Annotated in this window: 18 protein-coding genes and 4 pseudogenes; 16 read left to right on the top strand and 6 right to left on the bottom strand. The window is 60.6% G+C overall.

What is annotated here, in order from left to right:
- The first annotated feature begins 152 nt into the window (after positions 1 to 152).
- The 5 genes from EN853_RS31945 to EN853_RS31925 all read left to right on the top strand — a co-directional run bounded on the left by EN853_RS31945 (position 153) and on the right by EN853_RS31925 (position 6791).
- The gene (locus EN853_RS31945; RefSeq protein WP_128357065.1) at positions 153 to 1916 is read left to right on the top strand and encodes an ABC transporter permease subunit; all 1764 of its coding nucleotides are present in this window, start codon (positions 153 to 155) and stop codon (positions 1914 to 1916) included.
- Between the two features lie 38 nt (positions 1917 to 1954).
- Complete coding sequence (locus tag EN853_RS31940) at positions 1955 to 3136, top strand: Xaa-Pro peptidase family protein (RefSeq protein WP_127862975.1); 1182 nt, start codon at positions 1955 to 1957, stop codon at positions 3134 to 3136.
- Positions 3130 to 4218: an ABC transporter ATP-binding protein gene (locus EN853_RS31935; RefSeq protein WP_127862974.1), complete on the top strand. Its 1089-nt coding sequence runs from the start codon at positions 3130 to 3132 to the stop codon at positions 4216 to 4218. Before EN853_RS31940 ends, EN853_RS31935 begins: the two co-directional genes overlap by 7 nt.
- A gap of 166 nt (positions 4219 to 4384) precedes the next feature.
- Positions 4385 to 4738 (top strand): RidA family protein, encoded by a 354-nt coding sequence (locus EN853_RS31930; RefSeq protein WP_127862978.1) that lies wholly within the window; start codon positions 4385 to 4387, stop codon positions 4736 to 4738.
- Between the two features lie 40 nt (positions 4739 to 4778).
- Positions 4779 to 6791: a recombinase family protein gene (locus EN853_RS31925; RefSeq protein WP_245454727.1), complete on the top strand. Its 2013-nt coding sequence runs from the start codon at positions 4779 to 4781 to the stop codon at positions 6789 to 6791.
- 32 nt (positions 6792 to 6823) lie between these two features.
- Here the strand turns inward: EN853_RS31925 and EN853_RS31920 are convergent.
- The 5 genes and pseudogenes from EN853_RS31920 to EN853_RS31900 all read right to left on the bottom strand — a co-directional run.
- Positions 6824 to 8177, bottom strand: a pseudogene (locus EN853_RS31920) (IS66 family transposase); the annotation flags it as partial.
- A gap of 96 nt (positions 8178 to 8273) precedes the next feature.
- Positions 8274 to 8618, bottom strand: a complete 345-nt coding sequence (tnpB, locus tag EN853_RS31915) for an IS66 family insertion sequence element accessory protein TnpB (RefSeq protein ID WP_127862972.1) — start codon at positions 8616 to 8618, stop codon at positions 8274 to 8276.
- Positions 8619 to 8709: 91 nt separating this feature from the next.
- The gene (locus tag EN853_RS31910; RefSeq protein ID WP_245454728.1) at positions 8710 to 9009 is read right to left on the bottom strand and encodes a transposase; all 300 of its coding nucleotides are present in this window, start codon (positions 9007 to 9009) and stop codon (positions 8710 to 8712) included.
- Between the two features lie 191 nt (positions 9010 to 9200).
- Positions 9201 to 9989: a FadR/GntR family transcriptional regulator gene (locus tag EN853_RS31905; protein WP_127862970.1), complete on the bottom strand. Its 789-nt coding sequence runs from the start codon at positions 9987 to 9989 to the stop codon at positions 9201 to 9203.
- A 13-nt stretch (positions 9990 to 10002) separates the two neighbouring features.
- Complete coding sequence (locus EN853_RS31900) at positions 10003 to 11442, bottom strand: FAD-binding oxidoreductase (RefSeq protein WP_245454729.1); 1440 nt, start codon at positions 11440 to 11442, stop codon at positions 10003 to 10005.
- A 211-nt stretch (positions 11443 to 11653) separates the two neighbouring features.
- Between EN853_RS31900 and EN853_RS31895 the strand changes: the two genes are divergently transcribed.
- The 9 genes and pseudogenes from EN853_RS31895 (at position 11654) to EN853_RS31860 (ending at position 17894) form a co-directional block, all read left to right on the top strand.
- Positions 11654 to 12733, top strand: coding sequence for a DUF2817 domain-containing protein (locus tag EN853_RS31895; RefSeq protein ID WP_165349971.1), 1080 nt, complete (start codon positions 11654 to 11656; stop codon positions 12731 to 12733).
- A gap of 227 nt (positions 12734 to 12960) precedes the next feature.
- Complete coding sequence (locus EN853_RS31890; RefSeq protein WP_165349972.1) at positions 12961 to 14028, top strand: ABC transporter substrate-binding protein; 1068 nt, start codon at positions 12961 to 12963, stop codon at positions 14026 to 14028.
- A gap of 137 nt (positions 14029 to 14165) precedes the next feature.
- A complete protein-coding gene (locus tag EN853_RS31885; protein ID WP_135856005.1) occupies positions 14166 to 14459 on the top strand; it encodes a hypothetical protein in 294 nt (97 codons plus the stop codon).
- Between the two features lie 8 nt (positions 14460 to 14467).
- Positions 14468 to 14701, top strand: a complete 234-nt coding sequence (locus EN853_RS31880) for an ABC transporter permease subunit (protein ID WP_167508688.1) — start codon at positions 14468 to 14470, stop codon at positions 14699 to 14701.
- A gap of 103 nt (positions 14702 to 14804) precedes the next feature.
- Positions 14805 to 15761: a D-2-hydroxyacid dehydrogenase gene (locus EN853_RS31875; RefSeq protein WP_127863030.1), complete on the top strand. Its 957-nt coding sequence runs from the start codon at positions 14805 to 14807 to the stop codon at positions 15759 to 15761.
- Positions 15755 to 16375 (top strand): IS6 family transposase, encoded by a 621-nt coding sequence (locus EN853_RS31870; RefSeq protein ID WP_127863029.1) that lies wholly within the window; start codon positions 15755 to 15757, stop codon positions 16373 to 16375. The genes EN853_RS31875 and EN853_RS31870 overlap by 7 nt, the downstream gene beginning before the upstream one ends.
- Positions 16335 to 17003, top strand: a pseudogene (locus EN853_RS31865) (CaiB/BaiF CoA-transferase family protein); the annotation flags it as partial. The gene EN853_RS31870 and the pseudogene EN853_RS31865, both read left to right, overlap by 41 nt.
- A gap of 133 nt (positions 17004 to 17136) precedes the next feature.
- Positions 17137 to 17424: an aldolase/citrate lyase family protein gene (locus EN853_RS35210; protein WP_281033644.1), complete on the top strand. Its 288-nt coding sequence runs from the start codon at positions 17137 to 17139 to the stop codon at positions 17422 to 17424.
- On the top strand, positions 17331 to 17894 hold the full coding sequence (locus EN853_RS31860; RefSeq protein WP_348631621.1) for an aldolase/citrate lyase family protein: 564 nt from the start codon (positions 17331 to 17333) through the stop codon (positions 17892 to 17894). The genes EN853_RS35210 and EN853_RS31860 overlap by 94 nt, the downstream gene beginning before the upstream one ends.
- A 29-nt stretch (positions 17895 to 17923) precedes the next feature.
- Here the strand turns inward: EN853_RS31860 and EN853_RS34955 are convergent.
- A pseudogene (locus EN853_RS34955) lies at positions 17924 to 18223 on the bottom strand (N,N-dimethylformamidase beta subunit family domain-containing protein); the annotation flags it as partial.
- 147 nt (positions 18224 to 18370) lie between these two features.
- Here EN853_RS34955 and EN853_RS34250 point away from each other — a divergent pair.
- Together EN853_RS34250 and EN853_RS31855 are read left to right on the top strand one after the other, a co-directional pair.
- A pseudogene (locus EN853_RS34250) lies at positions 18371 to 18696 on the top strand (IS21 family transposase); the annotation flags it as partial.
- Positions 18678 to 19049 (top strand): ABC transporter substrate-binding protein (locus tag EN853_RS31855; RefSeq protein ID WP_245517250.1); only part of this gene is annotated, 372 nt, incomplete at its 3' end. The pseudogene EN853_RS34250 and the gene EN853_RS31855, both read left to right, overlap by 19 nt.

The following is a 19049-nucleotide window of genomic DNA, read 5'->3' as shown; positions in this document are numbered from 1 at the left end:
CAGCTCCAGCACCTGCCATCCGATCTGGTTCCTCTGCTCAGCATACACCCTGAGAATGCCCATCATGTGGTGCTAGAGGATTCAGCTTGGCTTGCAGCCACCCGCCCCGATGGCAAGACGAACATCGACCACCTACAGGAGCGTTGGCTGGCATGGCGGGCGGGCTGATCTCTCCCTCAGTGAACGGCGCGCCGGAGCCTGTACGGGCTCCGGCGTTGGGCGGGCCGACAGGTTGGGCTTGGCTCCTCCTGCCTGGAGGCGTTTACCTCACAGTGCTCTTTGTAGTTCCGCTCGCGGGGCTTTTGGTGATATCGCTCGGAATGCCGGATTGGACGCTGACGCATTACCTGCGCATCGGCGACAGCCCGGTCTATGCAGCCGTATTGCGCACGACGCTTGAAATCAGCCTGGCGGTGACCACGCTCGCCTTCGTGCTGGGGTACCCTATCGCCTACGCTCTGACGACAGGAGGACCAACGCTGCGCACGTTCCTGCTCATTGCAGTGGTGCTTCCCTATTTCACTAGCGTGCTGGCGCGGACATTCGCCTGGATCGTCCTTCTTGGGCGCGGTGGCATCGTCAACGAAATCCTGCTCCAACTTGGTCTGATCTCTCAACCGATTACCATGCTGTACAACCGCTTCGGCGTGATAATCGGCATGACCCACATCATCATGCCGCTCATGATCTTGCCGATGGCCACGGTCATGTCTGGGATCGACCAAAAGCTGTTGCGCGCCGCGAGAGCCAACGGCGCAAGCCCTTTGGCCGCGTTCCTCACGGTTTTCCTTCCGCTCAGCCTTCCGGGCGTCATCGCTGGGGTTCTGCTTGTCTTCATCTACTGCCTCGGCTTCTACATCACGCCGGCATTGCTCGGCGGTTTGGCTGATCTCACTATAACTATGGCGATCAGCACTCAGGTCGTAGACCAGCTCAACTGGAACTTCGGTTCCGCCCTTTCCGTGGTGCTCCTCGTGACCGTTTTGGTGATATTGTGGATCGGCTCGCGCTTATTCCCCATCCAGCAGCTTTTGGGGTTCTCCGATGGGATTGGGAGGGATGCTGCTGCCCGCCAAATGGGGGCGCGCTGGCTGATGCATGTCGGCTCCGCAGCAAATGCGCTCGACCGCTGGCTCCCGTCATTCGGCGGACGCGGCATACCCATCCTGGCGGTCATCCTCGCCACGCTTCTGCTGCTTCCCGTGCTGATTGTGGCCTATCTTTCGTTCAGCTCCTCGCCCTATTTCGTGTTCCCCGTGCCTGGCTACTCACTTCGTAACTACCAGGCTTATGCTTCCAGTGCTTCGTGGATAGAAGCGACCTTTACCAGCATCCGTGTTGCCCTGTTGGCGGCTGGCATGGCGACGGTCCTCGGCGCCATGCTCGCCCTCGGCCTCTCACGCGGTCGAATCCGCGGTCGCGGAGCGATGGTTGCGCTCGTGCTCTCGCCTATAATTATGCCGACTATTGTCGTGGCGGTTGCGACCTATTTCCTGCTGGTGCAGGTTGGGCTTCAGGGTACCGAGTTCGGACTGGCGCTTGGCCACGCGGTCCACGCAATCCCCTTCGTGGTCGTGATCGTGGTTGCCAATCTGCGCGACCTCAATCCGGCCTGCGAGCGTGCGGCCCGCAGTCTTGGTGCGGGGCCCTTAGCCACCTTCCGCACTATCCTCGCCCCGCTGATTATGCCGGCTCTCATCGTCGCCGCCTTCTTCGCCTTCCTGACCTCGTTCGACGACGTCATATACGTGCTGTTCCTTGGCATAGGCACGGTCAACACCTTGCCTATGCGTATGTGGGAAGGGATCAAACAGGACGTCAATCCGATCATTTCGGCGGTGGCTACGCTGCAGACGGCGCTCGCGGCGATCGTCATCATCGTAGGTGCCCTCCTGGGGCGTCGAAAGAATACGTGACGGCTAAGATTGAAAGCTCGCAGCAGAAAGAATAAGCAATGCTCACAGCCTCGCAACTGCTACCGTTGGACGCGATCGACCAACTGCCCTTCACCCCGGGAGAATTCGATGCCCGCCTTGCGGCTTGCCGGCGGGCAATGACCGAGCGCGGGCTCGACTACCTCGTGCTCAGTTCGCCCGAAAACATCTACTATCTCTCGGGCTTCATTACCAAAGGATACTACGTTTTTCAGGCGCTTGTCCTGACGCATACTAGCGATCCGATCCTCGTCGTGCGTCGCTACGAGCAAGCCAATGTCGAGCGTCTGTCCTATTACCGGAACGCTGCCATATGGCAAGACACGGATGTTCCGGCCGAGGTACTTGCAAGAGCGCTGGTCGATTTGGGCGCTTTGGGAAAGACCGTTGGCGTGGATGCCAACTCCATGTTCCTTACGGTGAACGCCTACGAAACGCTCCGCGCTGCGCTGCCCGGCACCAACTTTGTTAATGCTTCTACAATTCTGGAAAGATGCCGGGCCATCAAGTCCCCGCAGGAGATCGCTTACATTCGCCGCGCAGCTGAGACGTTGTCCGCAGGGTTCAAGGCCGCACATGAAGCTGCGCGTCCGGGGCGTACTGAGAACGATGTGGCCGCAGCTTTCCATCATGCTGCCATCTCGGCTGGTAGTGAATATATGGGCAGTGCCCCTTATATCGCTTCCGGCCCGCGAACGGCACTTCCGCACGCTACCTGGGCTGGCCGATGCATCGAAAAAGGCGATCTGGTCATCGTCGAGGGATCCGGAAACTGGAAGCGATACAGTGCAGCCTTGATGCGGACCTGGTGCCTGGGAAAACCGAGCGACAGCGTCCGTCGGGCAGCCGATACTTCAAAGGCCGCGCTCGCCGCGGCGATCGCGGCCATGAGGCCGGGCGTAACAAGTGGAGAAGTCGATGCTGCGTGTCGTGGCACTGTGGCTCGCGCTGGTCTCGCCCATGCCTTTCTCAATAGAACCGGCTACTCCGTGGGCGTTGGCATCTGCCCGGGCTGGGGTGAAGGATGGGTCATGGACCTAAAGGACGGAGATCCCCGCGTCCTGCACCCAGGCATGGTATTCCATATCGTGCCGGTGCTGTTCCCCGAGCCGAACATCAGCGTAGGCTTCAGCGCCACAGTGCTCGTCACCGAGACCGGCGCGGAGATTGTCTCTGATTACTCGCGGGAGCTGGAATGCTGAAAGCCATACACGACACTGCCGTCGTAAAGACGGGCGGCATCACGCTCCGCAGCTTGGGAAAACGGTACGGCAGCGCCGTCGCCGTCGACGACGTCAGCCTTGAAGTATTGCCCGGCGAATTCGTGTCGCTACTCGGCCCCAGCGGATCGGGCAAGACCACTACGCTGATGATGATCGCCGGCTTCACAGTTCCCGACAGCGGCCAGATTCTGCTGGACGGAAAAGACATAACCCGCCTGCCTTCGCATCGCCGTGAGCTCGGCGTCATTTTCCAGAACTATGCGCTCTTTCCCCACATGACGGTCGCCGAAAACGTGGCGTACCCTTTGCGTATGCGCCGCATGGGGAAGACAGCGGTCGAAAACAGCGTCAAACGGGTCCTCGAACAGGTGCAGCTTGGCGCACTGGCTGCCCGCTACCCCCACCAGCTATCGGGTGGTCAGCAACAACGCGTAGCAATTGGCCGCGCTTTGGTCTTCGATCCTCCCGTGCTGCTTCTGGACGAGCCTCTTGGGGCCTTGGACAAGAAGCTGCGCCAACATCTAAGGACGGAGATAAAGGCGCTGCACAAGGACGTCGGCAAGACGATGATCTACGTCACGCATGACCAGGAGGAGGCGCTGGCCATGTCCGATCGTGTTGCCGTTATGCATGAGGGCCGCATCAGGCAGGCCTCCTCACCGCGCGACATCTACAGGCGGCCCGCCGAGCTCTTCGTCGCGAGCTTTGTGGGTGAAGCGAACCTTGTTCCGGTAAAGCTTAAGGGCGGCGTCGCCTACAGTTCGGATGGGAGGCGTCTCGAGGCCACGCGATGGGATGGCGACGACATGGAAGCCATGCTTTGCATAAGACCGGAACACGTTCGTCTCGATTTGGGTGATGTCGGGATGGCTTCCGGCCCCCAGGGGACCGTTGTCGACTCCACTTATGTCGGCGACGCAACAGTCATTGAATGCGAAACGGACTCTGGGCTGCGGCTAACATCGAAAGTACTCAACCAGTCGGGCGACCAAATTCCGACTATCGGCTCGAGTTGCCGCGTGAGATGGGCCGCGACCGATGCAACGATTCTCACTAACTAGCCGAGTAAGCGACGGTGTTGCTCGCGCTACTGGTTGATGTTGATCCGTAGTTCCAAGGCTAGCACCGGCAAAATGCAAGAAAATCTCCCGTAAGTTCTAGCACGCTGGCCGCTGGTGTTTTTGGATGGGCCATCATGTTATTTCACTTCATCAGAAAGGTCTGCATATGGAAAAAATAACGCGCTACGAAGTTGGTCCTCGCATGAGCCAAATGACGGTTTTCGGTGACATGGTCTATACCGCGGGCATAGTGGCGCTGCGTGCCCCCGGAAGGCCAGTTGCTGACCAGACAGCCGACATTCTGGCCAAGATTGAGGATCTGTTGGCTGTAGCGGGAACAGAAAAGGGCAAGTTACTGACGGCAACGATCTGGCTGTCCGACATGTCTACATTCGCAGAGATGAACCGAGTATGGGACAATTGGGTGGTGCCGGGAAGAACACCTTGTCGGGCCTGCGTTGAGGCCGCGCTAGCAGGATCGGGATATACGGTCGAGATTCAGGTTACTGCGGCGCTTTAGGCTGAATGCGTCCGTACTCAAGCGCAAGGCCGTCGTCTATGTGCGTCAGTCCACTCAGGCGCAGGTCCAGCTCAACCTTGAGAGCCAGCGTCGGCAATATGAGCTTGTCGACGTCGCGCGGCGCTGGGGATTCCGCAAAGTAGAGGTGATCGACGAGGATCTGGGACGAACCGCAAGCGGGGCTGTGGAGCGTCCCGGTTTCGAGCGCCTGGTCGATGATTTGTGCACCGGCCATGTGGGCGCCGTGCTTTGCCGGGAGGCGTCCCGCCTGTCGCGCAACGGGCCGGACTGGCATCGGCTGCTCGAGTTGTGCGGCGAAGTCGATGCACGCGTGATCGATCTGGACGGAGTCTACGATCCGCGATTGCCGAACGACCGCCTGCTGCTCGGTATGAAGGGCAGCATCAGCGGGTTCGAGCTCGGCGTGCTGCGTGCCCGCATGTACGAGGCCGCCCGCGCCAAGGCACAGCGCGGAGAACTGCGCATCTCCGTGCCCTTCGGCTATGTCTGGCACCGCGATTACGGTCTCGGGTTCGATCCCGACAAGCGCCTGCAGGAGACCATTCGCCTGATATTCGCGCGCTTCCGCGAACTCGGCAGTGCGCGCCAGGTCCTGATCTCGATGATCGACGATGGCGTGCATTTCCCCAGACCCTCCGACGGCAAGAAGATGGTGTCCTTCGACTGGGTTCCGATCCGCTACCGCAACGTGATCTCGATCCTGAAGAACCCATTCTACGCCGGCGCCTATGTCTATGGTAGGAGCGAGAAGCGCACTGAGATCGTCGATGGCCGCGTTCGCAAGAGCTATGGCCATTACAAGCCGGCTAGCGAGTCGGCGGTGGTGCTCAAGGACCATCACGAAGGCTACATCGGATGGAGCGAGTACGAACGGAACCAGGAACTGCTCGCGGCCAACGCTTATGGCAAAGCCGGCGGTGTCAAGTCGGGCCGCGGCGGTCGCGCGCTGCTCCCGGGTCTCATCTCCTGTGGTCGATGCGGGCGAAGACTGGTTGTCATGTATGCCGGACGCGGCCAGGGTTATCCGGTATATCGCTGCGAGCGCGGCAACCTCATGATGGCACAGGCGCGATGCATGTCGTTCAACGGCTTTCGCACCGACGCGGCGGTGACCCGCGAAGCGCTGGAGGCGGTTGCGCCGATGGCGATCGAAGCGGCGTTGGAGGCTGAACGGATGCAGCTGGAGAGCGAAGCCAAGCGGCGGCAGATGATCGAGATGGACCTGCAGCAGGCGCGCTATGAGGCATCGCTCGCCGAGCGCCGCTATGCCGCTTGCGACCCGGAGAACCGGCTTATTGCGGCCCAGCTCGAGAGGAGTTGGGAAGCCACGCTCAGGCGCGTGGAGACCTGCGAGGCCCGGCTGAGCGAAGTCCAGCGTGTGGAGCCTGTCGACGCGGTTCCGGACTTCACGGGCCTCGCCCAGAATCTCGAGGCCATCTGGAACGCGCCGGGTGTCGATATGCGCTGCCGTCAGCAACTGCTGCGCGCGCTCATCAAGGACATTGTGGCGGACGTCGATGACGACGCGCGCGATGTGATCCTGACCATCCACTGGCACGGAGGCCAGCACTCGCAGGTACGGGTTCGCAAGCCCAAATCCGGAGAGCATGGCCAGCGTACGCCTGAGGAGGCTCTGGCGATCATGCGATCCATGGCAACCCGGTGGTCGGATGCCGAAATCGCTGCCACACTCAACCGCATGGGCATGCAAACCGGTCAGGGAAAGACCTGGACCGCGCGTCGCGTCCAATCGCTGCGCACGGTGCACAAGATCAGCGGCTATCGCTCTTCCGACAAGAATGGCGAGTGGCTCACCATGTCGGATGCCGCCGCGAAGCTCGGCGTGTCGCACGTCAAAATCCGCCGGTTCATCAGGGATGGCCTCTTGCCCGCCGAGCAGGTCATGCGCGGCGCGCCCTACCAGATCCGCGCCAGCGACCTCGAAGACGAACGGATCAAGGCCGATTTGGCGCGCAATACTCCGCGTCGCATCCACGACGACAACCAGGAATCGCTGTTTTCCGCCATTTGAAAAGGGGTGCATAATGAATCAGTCTTCGCAAAACCACGCAGCGCGCGTTCGGCCGCGTTGTTGGTGAGGCAAATCCGGCCATCGCCGAGGAAGGTCGTGAATCCTTCCCAGCGCTTCAGCATATAGTCGATTGGCTCGGCGACCGGAGAGCTGCGCGACAGTCTTGCCCGCTCTGCCCGCATCCAGGCCTCAAGTTCGGTGACGAGAAGACGGCTTTCCTGCCGTCGTTGCAGACGTTCGTCGGAGACGACTCCGTTGATGTCGCGCTCGATACCAAACAGGGCGTCGATGCGTTTGACCGCCTCGAGCGCGATCGGTGAGATCGGCGCGGCGTTCTTGCCACGCTTGGCATTGGCGCGATGTCGGCAAGTACGAAGAACTTGCGGCGCGCATGCGCCCAGCACAGCGCCTGGGTCAGCGGACTGGGATCGCGGTCCACCTTGAACAGCGGATTGTAACCGCCATAGGCATCGGCCTGCAGAATGCCGGTGAAGTTCCTCAAATGACGCTCGGGATGCTCCTGCCGCCGATCGCCCGAAGCATAAGTAGAGCGCCGCCGGTGGCGATTGCCCGCCGAACGCCGGTCATCCCTGACATAGGTCCAGATGCGGCCTGTATCGATCTTGCCCTTCGCCAGGATCGGCACGGTCGTGTCGTCGGCATGGAGACGATCAGCGGCAAGCACATGCGCCTCGATCAGCGCGTGCACCGGCTTCAGCGCCACGGCACAAGCGCCGACCTGGTCCGCAAGCGCCGACAGGCTGAGTTCGACGCCCTCGCGGGCATAGCGCTCGCTCTGCCGGTTCAGCGGTTGATGCTGGGCGAACTTCTCGAACAGGACCATCGCCAAAAGGTTCGGTCCGGCAAAGCCGCGCGGCGTCACATGGAAGGGCGCCGGCGGCTGCGAGATCTTCTCGCATTCGCGGCAGGTGAACTTCTCGCGCACGGTCTGGATCACTTCCACTGGCGCGGGATCACCTCCAGCGTCTCGGTAATGTCCTCGCCAAGCTTGGCCAGCCTGCCCGAGCCGCAGCACGGGCAGTTCCGGGGTGCGGCGATGACCACGCGCTCACGTGGCAGATGGTCGGGAAAGGGCTTGCGCGACGGGCGCTTGCGCTCGAAAGCTCGGACTGTCGATGACCGCGCTGTCAGTTCCGCCGCCAATTCGTCCTGGCTGGCGTCGGCTTCCAACTCCTCAAGTTGCAATTCCATCTGTTGGAGAAGCCTCGCCTTGCGTTCGGAGCGGCTGCCATGGATCTCGCGCTTCAGCTTCTCTATCTCCAGCCTGAGCCGCGCGATCAGCACATCGGAGTGCGAGTTCAAGGCTTGCGCGCGAGCGGCGAGCGCTTGCGCCTCACGGCGGGTCGCACGCTCGGCGAGGATCATCGCGTGCGCACTGGCAAGGTCACCGGGAAGCTGATCGGCCACATCAGTCATGGCGCGATGGAATCATATTCGCTCCCGCCAAGCCAGCGGTTTTGCTCATCCCGCCGAGCTCGGGCGCCAGGTTTTTTGCGGCATCCGCCAGTCGATGCCTTCTAGCAAATAGCCGAGCTGCGCGGGCGTGATCACCACCGTGCCATCGGCCGATGGCCAGATGAACCGGCCACGCTCGAGCTTCTTCGTGAACAGGCAGGCACCCTGGCCGTCATGCCAGATCACCTTGATCAAGCCACCCTGCCGCCCGCGGAAACAGAACAGGTGACCGGTGTGCGGATCGCGCTTCAATGTCTCCTGCACCATTAGCGACAGGCCGGGGAAGCCCTTGCGCATATCCGTATAGCCAGTGGCGAGCCAGACCTTCACACCGTTCGGGACCGGGATCATCGCCGCTCCAGCACATCCAGGATCCGGCCGAGCGCCTCGTTATCGATATCACTCTCGACCCGCAGGCGGCGGGCGCCGCCAAGCTCGATCGTCACCATGCTGCTCTTCTTGCGCGGTCTGGAGATCGGCGGTGGCTGCGCTGGCGATTGCGCGCTGGCAGCGCCTCGACGACTTCCACGGCAACGAGTTGCGGCACGGACGGCGCGGAGATCTGGCAGAGTTCCTTGCGCCACCGGAAAAGCTGGCTCACATGAATGCCAGCCGATCGCGCGGTCTCGGAAACACTAGCCCCAGGCTCAAACGTCGCCGCGACCAGCCGCTCCTTCTCCTCCCGAGACCAGCGCCGGCGCCGCTCGACCGACGTGATCACTTCAATCTGATGCTTCGTCACAGGGCTACTCCTAGTGCTTCCACTAGGACTTGCAGCCTTCAGCCTACCTCAGCAAGACGGCCGTGACCGCGGGGATACCCGAAGCCTTGCGCATCGCCAATCCATATCCGGCTGCTACTGCAGGCTGCGGGGGCAGGTCGTACCCAAGGACTCGGTTTAAGCCGTTCCGTCAGCGGCTAAAGGATCAGGGGCTAAGACAGCATCACCACTTCTTTTCCCTCCATGACGCCGAGCCGCATCGCAGCCTGCAGAAGGTGGCGGCGCATGGCACTACGTGCGTCAGCGGCCGAACCGGCATCGATGGCATGAAAGATGTCGCGGTGTTCACCGATGACACCATCGACGTGCGCCGGCCCTCGTTGCTTCAGAGTATTAATGCGGGCGATCGTCACGCTTTGGTTGAGCAGCAGGGACAGGTAACGCTGGAAGTCCGCGACCTTGCCATTGCCGCTTGCTGCCGCGACAGCACGGTGAAACTCGATGTCTGCGGCGACGCCCACATCCTGGCCGAGCTTGGTGCGATCCATCTCCTCTAGCCAGTGCCTGAGCGCGACGAGATCGGCTTGCGAACGGCGGATCGAGGCAAGCCCGGCTCCCTCCACTTCGAGGCACAGGCGCAGCTCGAAGATCTCGCGCAGAGCAACGCCACTGCCGACCTCGGCGTCCCGGATTCGGAAGGAACGCTGCAGGGGAGCATCGCTAACAAAGACCCCGGCCCCCTGACGGCTGACCAAGATCCCATCTGCCTTCAGGCGGGAGACCGCTTCCCGGATGACTGTACGGCTGACACCAAAGCTGGCGGCGAGTTCGGGCTCGGTTGGCAGGCGTCCCCCCGCTACAAAACGCCCAGTTTCGATATCCTCCTGCAGTGCAGCCACCACCCGATCGGCCAAAGGTAGCGGTCGTCCGATCCGTCTGTCCGGCTCGCCTTCAGGGCCATTGGATTCCGCGGTCGTGCGCATCCGATCGTTGATGGCCAAACACACCTCCTCTTCAGCTTTCGGGCAAGACCTTGCCCGGATTCAGAATGTTATGGGGATCAATTGTCCGCTTCAAAGCACTCATCAGTGCGATATCCACTTCGCCCTTATGACGCCGCAAACTGGCAATGCGCATCTGGCCGATGCCGTGTTCCGCGCTGAAGCTACCACGGCGTTCCATGGCAACATCCTCCACAGCGAGGGTGATAGCATCGTACAGCGGACCGATATCCGCAACGCTACACCCTTCAGGGGGGCGGATATTCACGTGAAGGTTGCCGTCTCCGAGATGGCCGAAGATATTTGGACGGCAGTCCGGAAAGCGAGTTCGAACCATATCCTCGATGGCAGCCACGGTTTCGGGGATCAAGTCGATCGGTACCGCTATATCGTGCTTGACGGCGCCACCAGCGGCGAGTTCCGCCTCAGAGACCTCCTCGCGCAGACGCAGGAGTTGACTGCGCTCCCTTCCGCTCTGGGCAATGACGGCGTCTTGGGCCACACCGATAGAAAGCGCCTTCTCCAGCAGGCTTTCCATCACCGCGGCGAGCGAGTCCTCAGCGTTCGGCGAAGACATTTCGAGCAAAAGATAAGCCGACGCCTCGAAAGGGGGGCGAGCGTCGGGAACATGTCGCGACACCAACTGCATCGCCTCGCCCGCAATGAACTCGCACAACGTCAATGCACTACCGACGCGGCTGCGGGCGATTTGGAAAAGGTCTAGTGCGCGGCCGACGCACGATACACCGACCAGCGCCGTCACTCGCTGAGACACCTTAGGTAGAAGCTTGAGGGACGCAGCTGTAATGATGCCAAGCGTACCTTCGGATCCGATGAAGAGCTGTTTGAGATCAAAACCGGTATTGTCCTTACGCAATGTCCTGAGGCCATCCCATACGCGCCCATCTGGCAATACCACCTCGAGTCCTAACACCAAAGCGCGCATCGATCCATAGGCCAGCACCTGCAGACCTCCCGCATTTGTGGCGACCGCTCCGCCAATCTGGGCAGAGCCCTCCGCAGCGAGGCTGAGCGGAAAAAGGCGACCGGCCTCAGCCGCGGCTTCCTGCACGCTCGCGAGCGTTGCGCCCGCCTCCACAGTCACACTGTCACCAACGGTATCCATCGCCCGTATCGCTTTCATACGGCGTAGCGACAAAATCACCTGGGGTACCCCCGCGACCGGTACCCCGCCAGCAACCAGCCCGGTGTTCCCCCCTTGTGGCACCACTGCTACGCCCGCCTCGGCGCACAGCCGCAGGCATGACGCCACCTCGGCCGTGCTGGAAGGCTGAAGCACACACAACGCGGAATTGGAGCGCAGGCGGCGCCAGTCGGTTTCGAACGCCGCCCGATCAGATGAATTGTAGAGCAACGCCCCGGGCGAGAGGACCTCTCTGAGGCGCGCCACTAAGGAGTCGTTGCCAGACGTTGCGGAGGTTACTTTCATCATATGACCATGTGACTTGGTGATGTTGACATACTATCAACAGTGTGCAATTTTTATCCTGGGTTGGCAAGTGACAGCGCGCGGCCTGGGTCACACACATGTCGTGGACCTCAGACGCGGCTACTGACCGTGAAACTCAGCAGGCGAAGTCGACCAGATGCGATCGTGGGTTCGTTGCCATCGTGAATATAGTTAAACGGCGGAGACCTTGGCTTTGAACAGTAATTTCCCTGGTGGTCGCAAAGTGGCGCCATCGCTAACCGATCGGCTGGAAACGGGAGACCTCCTCGTTTCAGTGGAGTCCTCTTTTTCAGCGACCTACCGGGAGGCTCGCGGGAAGTTCCTCGCTGCGTTGCCTAAGGCGCGCGCCTATGTTCTGCCTCATCTGACGGGGCCAGATGGGGAAGAACTTGCGGTGGATGTCGCGTGGCTTGGCGATCCAGATGCCGAATGCGTCTTAGTCACTATTTCGGGCACGCACGGGCCCGAAGGTTATTGCGGATCGGGCATTCAAATGGACTGGCTTGCACTGATCGCAGATGCGAGCCTTCCTGCGGGGGTGGCCTTTCTCCTCGTCCACGGCCTCAATCCCCACGGTATCGCCTGGGACCGTCGGGTAACGCAGGAGGGCTGCGATTTAAACCGTAACTTTGTCGATTTCGCCGCTGGCACACCTTCAAATCCAGGCTACGAAGAACTGCGGTCGCAATTCGTGCCGGCAGCTCTGGAAGGGCCAGTCTTCGAGGCCGCACAGAAAGCCATCCGAGTGTTCAAGGCCGCGCATGGCGAGCGGGCCTTCCAGGTCGCCCGAAAGGCTGGGCAATATGTAGATCCTGACGGGATGTTCTTCGGCGGGTTCGAGCCAGCCTGGTCCGCTCGTACGCTGGATGCCATCGCCCACGACTACGCACTGAACACGCGCAAATTCGTTGCGGTCCTCAACGTCCATACGGGTCTTGGACCTTACGGTTACGGCGAGCTACAGAGCGAGCATCTGTCGGCCATTGCCTCGCACAACATTGCAGAGAGCATGTTTGGTCCCAGCGTCACCTCGGCCGATCTTGGAACATCCAGTTCAATTCCGATCGAAGGCACGCTCCAGCTCTATTGGGAACGGTTGATCGGCGACGGCCAATATCTCGATCTCGCCTTGGAATATGGCACTTATGACATCGAAGCCGCGCAGCGCGTGTTGCTGGCAACCAGTGGCTTCACGCGCATGGCGGCGGTGACCGAACCAGCTTGTTCGGTCGCGAGGTGCGGAGGCGCTGCGTGCACATTTCTGTCCGCATGACCCGGCGTGGAGGGAGGCGGTGCTGTTTCGCGGCCGCCAAGTGTTGCGGCAGGCGCTGTTGGGGCTTACTCGAAGGGCGTCGTCGGTTCGCAGCCTTAGGCGGACCAATCGCTCACAGCTGTTGATGGGGAACCAGAAAAGGTTATGCCATGTCTAGATCAACGAACCATGGATCTCCGCGGTCCGGCTTGAGTCGTCGGACCCTGCTCCAGACGGCGGCAGCCGCGATGGCCGTCCCGGCGATTGCTCGGGCAACCACCGCCTTCGCACAGGACAAGCTCGCCGGAAGTGGTGAGGTCGTCGTGTTTTCTTTTGGCGGTTCGTTCACGGAAGGTTTTCGCAAACGGGTCTTAGAGCCTTTCAGCGAGGTGACCGGCATCAAGGTGGTCGACGTGACGGCCGATTTCTCCGAGCCGCAGGTCAAGGCAATGAACGAAGCTGGGCGGGTCGATTGGGACACAGCGTTCGTTCAGGGGCAGGCATATCCCCCTATGAGTCAGGCCGGCATGTTTGAGCCGATCGACTACACTCTGTGGGACGACGAGTCGCTTACGGGCGTCCCGGATTCCGCCCGCCTTGCCGATGCGGTCGCCGCGTTTCAGTCAGGTCAATTGCTCACCTATGATGAGAGAACATTCGGAGAAGATGGACCCAAGAGCTGGGTCGATTTCTGGAACGTGGAGGCATTCCCTGGGCCACGCGGCCTTTATGCCTCCGCCGCCAAGTTCAGTATAATATTCGCCCTTTTGGCCGATGGCGTCGCGAAATCGGACATTTGGCCGCTGACCGATGACAAGGTCGACCGGGCGCTGAAGAAACTCGACGAGATCAAGCCGCATGTAACGAAATGGTGGTCCGCTGGCGGTGAGCCCCCCCAGCTGCTCATCAATCGCGAATATGTAATAACCAGCGCTTTCGCTAACCGCGCGATTGTGGCGATCCGTGGTCAGGATGCCCCCATCCGCATGGTTTGGGGTGCCGGTGCGCCGTTCAACCGCACGTACTGGACCGTACTGAAAGGAGGCCCGAATACCCAGAACGCACAGAAGCTGGTCGCTTTTGCGAACAGGGCCGCAATCGCTGCTGGGTTTACCGAAGGGGTGGGAGTTGATACCCTAAATGTCAACCAACTCCAGCACCTGCCATCCGATCTGGTTCCTCTGCTCAGCATACACCCTGAGAATGCCCATCATGTGGTGCTAGAGGATTCAGCTTGGCTTGCAGCCACCCGCCCCGATGGCAAGACGAACATCGACCACCTACAGGAGCGTTGGCTGGCATGGCGGGCGGGCTGATCTCTCCCTCAGTGAACGGCGCGCCGGAGCCTGTACGGGCTCCGGCGTTGGGCGGGCCGACAGGTTGGGCTTGGCTCCTCCTGCCTGGAGGCGTTTACCTCACAGTGCTCTTTGTAGTTCCGCTCGCGGGGCTTTTGGTGATATCGCTCGGAATGCCGGATTGGACGCTGACGCATTACCTGCGCATCGGCGACAGCCCGGTCTATGCAGCCGTATTGCGCACGACGCTTGAAATCAGCCTGGCGGTGACCACGCTCGCCTTCGTGCTGGGGTACCCTATCGCCTACGCTCTGACGACAGGAGGACCAACGCTGCGCACGTTCCTGCTCATTGCAGTGGTGCTTCCCTATTTCACTAGCGTGCTGGCGCGGACATTCGCCTGGATCGTCCTTCTTGGGCGCGGTGGCATCGTCAACGAATGCCGCTCATGATCTTGCCGATGGCCACAGTCATGTCTGGGATCGACCAAAAGCTGTTGCGCGCCGTGAGAGCCAACGGCGCAAGCCCTTTGGCCGCCTTCCTCACGGTTTTCCTTCCGCTCAGCCTTCCGGGCGTCATCGCTGGGGTTCTGCTTGTCTTCATCTACTGCCTCGGCTTCTACACGCTTCTGCTGACATTACATGTTGCAGCTGGCCAATCCGGATTGGGATCGCCGCAGGCCATGAGAGTTTAAGATGGTTCAGTCGCTCGGGCATTCGCGGTTATTATAGCTGGCTTCTGTTGGAGGCCAAGAATCAGTCGAGCTAAACAAGTTCCAAAATCGAGAAGGACTTACTATGGAAATCCAAGGGCCGACAGTTGTTATAAGTGGGGAGTCGGCGAAGGCTTATGCGGAACTAGTAAAGGATCGCTTTCCGGACCTGCGCGTTATTCAAGCGCCCGACGCCTCAAGTCTCGAAAAACATATAGCAGAAGCGGAAGTACTACTCGGGTTCCGGTTTCCAGTGGAGGTCTTTGATAAGGCGTCGAAGCTTCGCTGGTTCCAGTCCACCGGCGCGGGCGTCGACTCGCTGTTTCCCATCCGGGACCGCATAGGCCATATCACTGTCACCAACGCCCGCGGTATTCATGGCGAAGTCATCGCGGACTATGTCATGGCCGCTGTGACTATGTTGCATTGGGACTTCCGCGGCTTCCTGCATGACCAAGCCAACAAGCGCTGGAGGCCACGGCCTGTATCGCCGCTTTCCGACAAGACCATCGGCGTCGTGGGTCTCGGATCCATAGGCGCAACAATCGCGCGCCGCGCCAAGAGCGCGGGTATGATAGTTCTCGGCTCGAAGCGGGATGTTACTGTTCCGGTCGATGGTGTGGACGAACTGTTCGCGCCTGATGGCATGGTCGACATGTTGCCGCGTTGCGACTTCGTCGTTTTGGCACTGCCTGCAACACCCGATACCGTGGGCTTCTTTGGGCCCGCCGAGATTGCTTGCATGCGCCCGGACGCATACCTCATCAATATCGCGAGAGGGAGCGTCATCGTTGAAGCGGAGTTGATTAAGGCTCTGCAAAGGGGGGCCATTGCCGGCGCCATGCTTGACGTCTTCGAGCAGGAGCCGCTACCGCCTACAAGTCCCCTCTGGACGATGCCGAACGTGATCGTCACGCCTCATACAGCGGGCTATCCGGCCAACTACGAGACGCGGTCTTTTTCGGTGTTTGCCGACAACCTGAAGCGATACATGGGTGGCCAGGAGCTGATGAACATCGTCGATATGAAACGCGGATACTAAGGTCAGTTGGCGCCAGAAATTCAAGTTACCCGCCGCAGGTCATCGCCAATGCAGTCTGGCTCTACTGCAGGTTCCCCTTGCTGCTGGAGCGCGGGATCGTGGTTTCGTATGAGACAATCCGCCGGTGGGGCATCAAGTTCGGTCCGGATTTCGCTCGCCGCTTGCGCCGCAAGCAGCACAGCCGAAACGATGTCTGGCACCTGGACGAGGTCGTCATCACCATCGCCGGCAGGAAACACTGGTTGTGGCGCGCCGTCGACCGGGATGGCAATGTGCTCGACGCGATCGTCCAGAACCGCCGCAACACCAAAGCGGTCAAGCGCTTGCTAACGCGGCTGCTGAAGAAGCAAGGCGTCGCGCCGAAGCGCATGATCACCGACAAGCTGCGCTCATGGAGCAGCCAGGCGACAGGTGATGCCGGCGTCGAGCATCGGCCGCATAAGGGATTGAACAACCGGGCGGAGAATGCACAGGTGCAGCTGCGAAAACGGGAGCGGATGATGCAAGGCTTCCGAACATCAGGAGCACTGCAACGCTTCGTTGCGATCTTCTCGGCTCTGCGCAATCTCTTCGGTCTCGGTTTGCGACATTTCGGCGGGCATGACAGCGCATAGCGCCATTCTTCAGGCGCTGTATCACCGCGAGGTCACCGGCGAAGGGACAAGCATCCAGGTGTCACTGTTCGATGCCGTCGCCGACTGGATGAACGTGCCGGTTCTGCAAAACGACTACAGCGGGTATCACACGGAACGCGCCGGCGTGAAACACCCGTCGCTTGCGCCGTATGGTGCCTATCGTTGTGCCGACGGCAAAGAGGTCATCTTTTCGGTTCAGAATGACCGCGAATGGATAAATTTCTGCGAGAAATTCCTGAAGCAGCCGGAGCTAACACGCGCACCTGGTTTTGCCGATAATATGGAGCGCCTCAGTCATCGTGCGCAACTTGATGAGATCATTGAAGCGCGTTTCTCCGAACTATCCAGCGAAGAGGCAATGCAGGAGCTTGAGGCGGCCGGCTTGGCATATGGTCGACTGAACGAAGTGGCGGATGTTTCAAGGCATCCACACATTCGCAGGGTGCAGGTTGGCACACCCGAAGGAACCGTCGAGACGATAGCCCCGGCGGCGATTTTCAACTTTGAGCGCCCCTCGCTGCGCCCAGTTCCGGCTCTCGGCGCCCATACCGAGGCAGTCCGCGAAGAGGTTCGAGCAGGCTTGCGCACAAAAGCCGCGTCAGCGTGAGCGCGCGTCTGAGTAAGGTGAGTGCGCTCGTTAGTTACGAAGAGTCTGTGTACCTCGGATCATCCCAGCGCATCGGCCATCCAGCAGGCGCACTGCCGTCACGCTCGCTAAGATTGATCGTAGAGGCGACTACATGATCAAGGACACCTTTCCGGTCGTTGAAAGCACGATGTCTGTACCACGCTGGAGATCCCTGCTCTTCGTACCCGCTCACGTATCGCGCTTCGTGGAGACGGCCCATGAGCGGGGTGCAGATGGAGTCATTCTCGACCTGGAGGACTCCGTTCCCCAAGATCAGAAGGGCGAGGCACGGAAGCAGCTTCCTGAATGCGTGGCAAAGGTGGCCCGCAACGGCGCATCTGTTTTGGTCCGCGTGAATCGTGGTTTGCGCGCCTTGGCGGCCGTCTCGATGCAGCTGTGATGGCGGGTGTTCATGCACTGGTTCTTCCAAAGACGGATTCGGCAGACTGGGTATCAGAGATCGCAAACGCGGTATCGGAACTTGAACGGGAAAGAAATCTTCCGCTGGGAAGCATCCAGTTCCTTGCCCAGATCGAGACGCCGGGCGCCTTGCACAGGCTCGCAGCCATTGCGTCGGCGGATCCAAGGATGATCGCAATGGCGCTCGGTCCTGAAGACTTCAGTGCCGCCGTTGGCGGCGCCCCGGAATTCGACCTTCTGTTGACGCCGAACCTTTCTGTTCTGTTTGCTGCCCGTGCCGCCGGTTTGCTCCCGTTAGGCTTCGTAGGAAGCATCGGCGAGCTCTCCGACACTGATAAACTTCGTGAAGCCGCGGTGCGTGCGCGGCGGCTTGGCTTTGCCGGAGCTTTGGCGATCCATCCGACACAGATGGCCATTTCGGCCACCGGATCGTCGTCGCGGCCCTCGTAGCAGACCTGCCTGCGCCCGTTATCCTCCAGCCTCACCTGCCAGAGAAAGCTTGCGCCGAGACGCACCAGGTGCCCGCCGCGCTCGACGAAGCGGTCGATGGCATCGCGCATCTCCCAGCTCCAATATTCGTCGTGGCCGACGATAACCGCGCAGCGGTAGCGATCCAGCAGATCGGGGAGCAGGTGGAGATCGTGCTGCGTCGCCATGTCCACCCGATACCCGTTCCTTTCGGTCCAGACCGAGAAATGCCGGTCATAGGTCGCCCAGCCGGCGGATGCATATTTTTTGCTGTAGCCGTTGGCGCGCGTATTGCAGGCGATCGTGAGCACGGATGTCACCGCATCATAAGCACGGATTTCATGGGATCATGAGCAACGATTTCAGACGATCGTGAGCACCTTTTTCGGAGGTGCGGGACGCTTCGGCCGACAACTCAGTCAGTCTACAGGATGCCTCGTTCAAAACGAGGAAGCCTGATGCCAACCCAGAGATTGTCGATGCGCCGGATCAGAGAAGTTTTACGTCTAGGGCATGTCCAGGCCCTGAGCGAGCGTGCCATCGCGCACACGCTCGGGGTGAGCAATGGCGTCGTGCATGGTTATCTGCGGCGCGCCCGTCTTGCCGGGCTGAGCTGGCCGCTGCCTGAAGGGATGGATGACGAAGGCCTCGAGCTGCTGCTCTTCCCGGCGCCGAAGGCGGCGCCGCAAAGCCCCAGCCGGCCGGTCCCGATTGGGCCTATGTGGAGAAGGAGTTACGCCGCCGCGGCGTAACTCGGGTGCTCCTGTGGGAGGAGTATCGCGCATCCCGGCGAGCTATAAGGGCGACTACGAGAAGAGCTTCGACGGTACCGGGCCGTTCAAGCTGGAGAAATACACGTCCAAGGTCGGCGCCCCCTTCGTTCGCAACGAAGATTACTGGGGCGACAAGGTGCTGCCGGAGCGCATCGAGTTCATATTCTTCTCCGATGATCAATCGGCTATCCTGGCGCTGCTTGGCGGTGAGGTCGATGTCATCTCACTTTCGGCGGTGGCCGGCGTTAGCCTACTCAACAACCCGAACGTCAATATCGACAGCGTGAAGACGGCCTCGCACTCGCAGTTCCACATGCGCTGCGATTCCGATCCGTTCAAGGATCCACGCGTGCGTCGCGCCGTG

The organism is Mesorhizobium sp. M1C.F.Ca.ET.210.01.1.1 (assembly GCF_004791585.1).
Lineage (GTDB): Bacteria > Pseudomonadota > Alphaproteobacteria > Rhizobiales > Rhizobiaceae > Mesorhizobium.
This window is presented reverse-complemented; position numbering and strand designations above follow the sequence as displayed.

Bases quoted from the DNA above. Each gene is read 5' to 3' on its own strand.
- EN853_RS31935 (WP_127862974.1), top strand. From the start codon at position 3,130: ATGCTGAAAGCCATACACGACACTGCCGTCGTAAAGACGGGCGGCATC.
- EN853_RS31940 (WP_127862975.1), top strand. From the start codon at position 1,955: ATGCTCACAGCCTCGCAACTGCTACCGTTGGACGCGATCGACCAACTG.
- EN853_RS31930 (WP_127862978.1), top strand. From the start codon at position 4,385: ATGGAAAAAATAACGCGCTACGAAGTTGGTCCTCGCATGAGCCAAATG.
- tnpB (WP_127862972.1), bottom strand. From the start codon at position 8,618: ATGATCCCGGTCCCGAACGGTGTGAAGGTCTGGCTCGCCACTGGCTAT.
- EN853_RS31880 (WP_167508688.1), top strand. From the start codon at position 14,468: ATGGCCACAGTCATGTCTGGGATCGACCAAAAGCTGTTGCGCGCCGTG.
- EN853_RS35210 (WP_281033644.1), top strand. From the start codon at position 17,137: ATGATCAAGGACACCTTTCCGGTCGTTGAAAGCACGATGTCTGTACCA.
- EN853_RS31900 (WP_245454729.1), bottom strand. From the start codon at position 11,442: ATGATGAAAGTAACCTCCGCAACGTCTGGCAACGACTCCTTAGTGGCG.
- EN853_RS31945 (WP_128357065.1), top strand. From the start codon at position 153: ATGGCGGGCGGGCTGATCTCTCCCTCAGTGAACGGCGCGCCGGAGCCT.
- EN853_RS31875 (WP_127863030.1), top strand. From the start codon at position 14,805: ATGGAAATCCAAGGGCCGACAGTTGTTATAAGTGGGGAGTCGGCGAAG.
- EN853_RS31890 (WP_165349972.1), top strand. From the start codon at position 12,961: ATGGCCGTCCCGGCGATTGCTCGGGCAACCACCGCCTTCGCACAGGAC.
- EN853_RS31860 (WP_348631621.1), top strand. From the start codon at position 17,331: ATGCGTGGCAAAGGTGGCCCGCAACGGCGCATCTGTTTTGGTCCGCGT.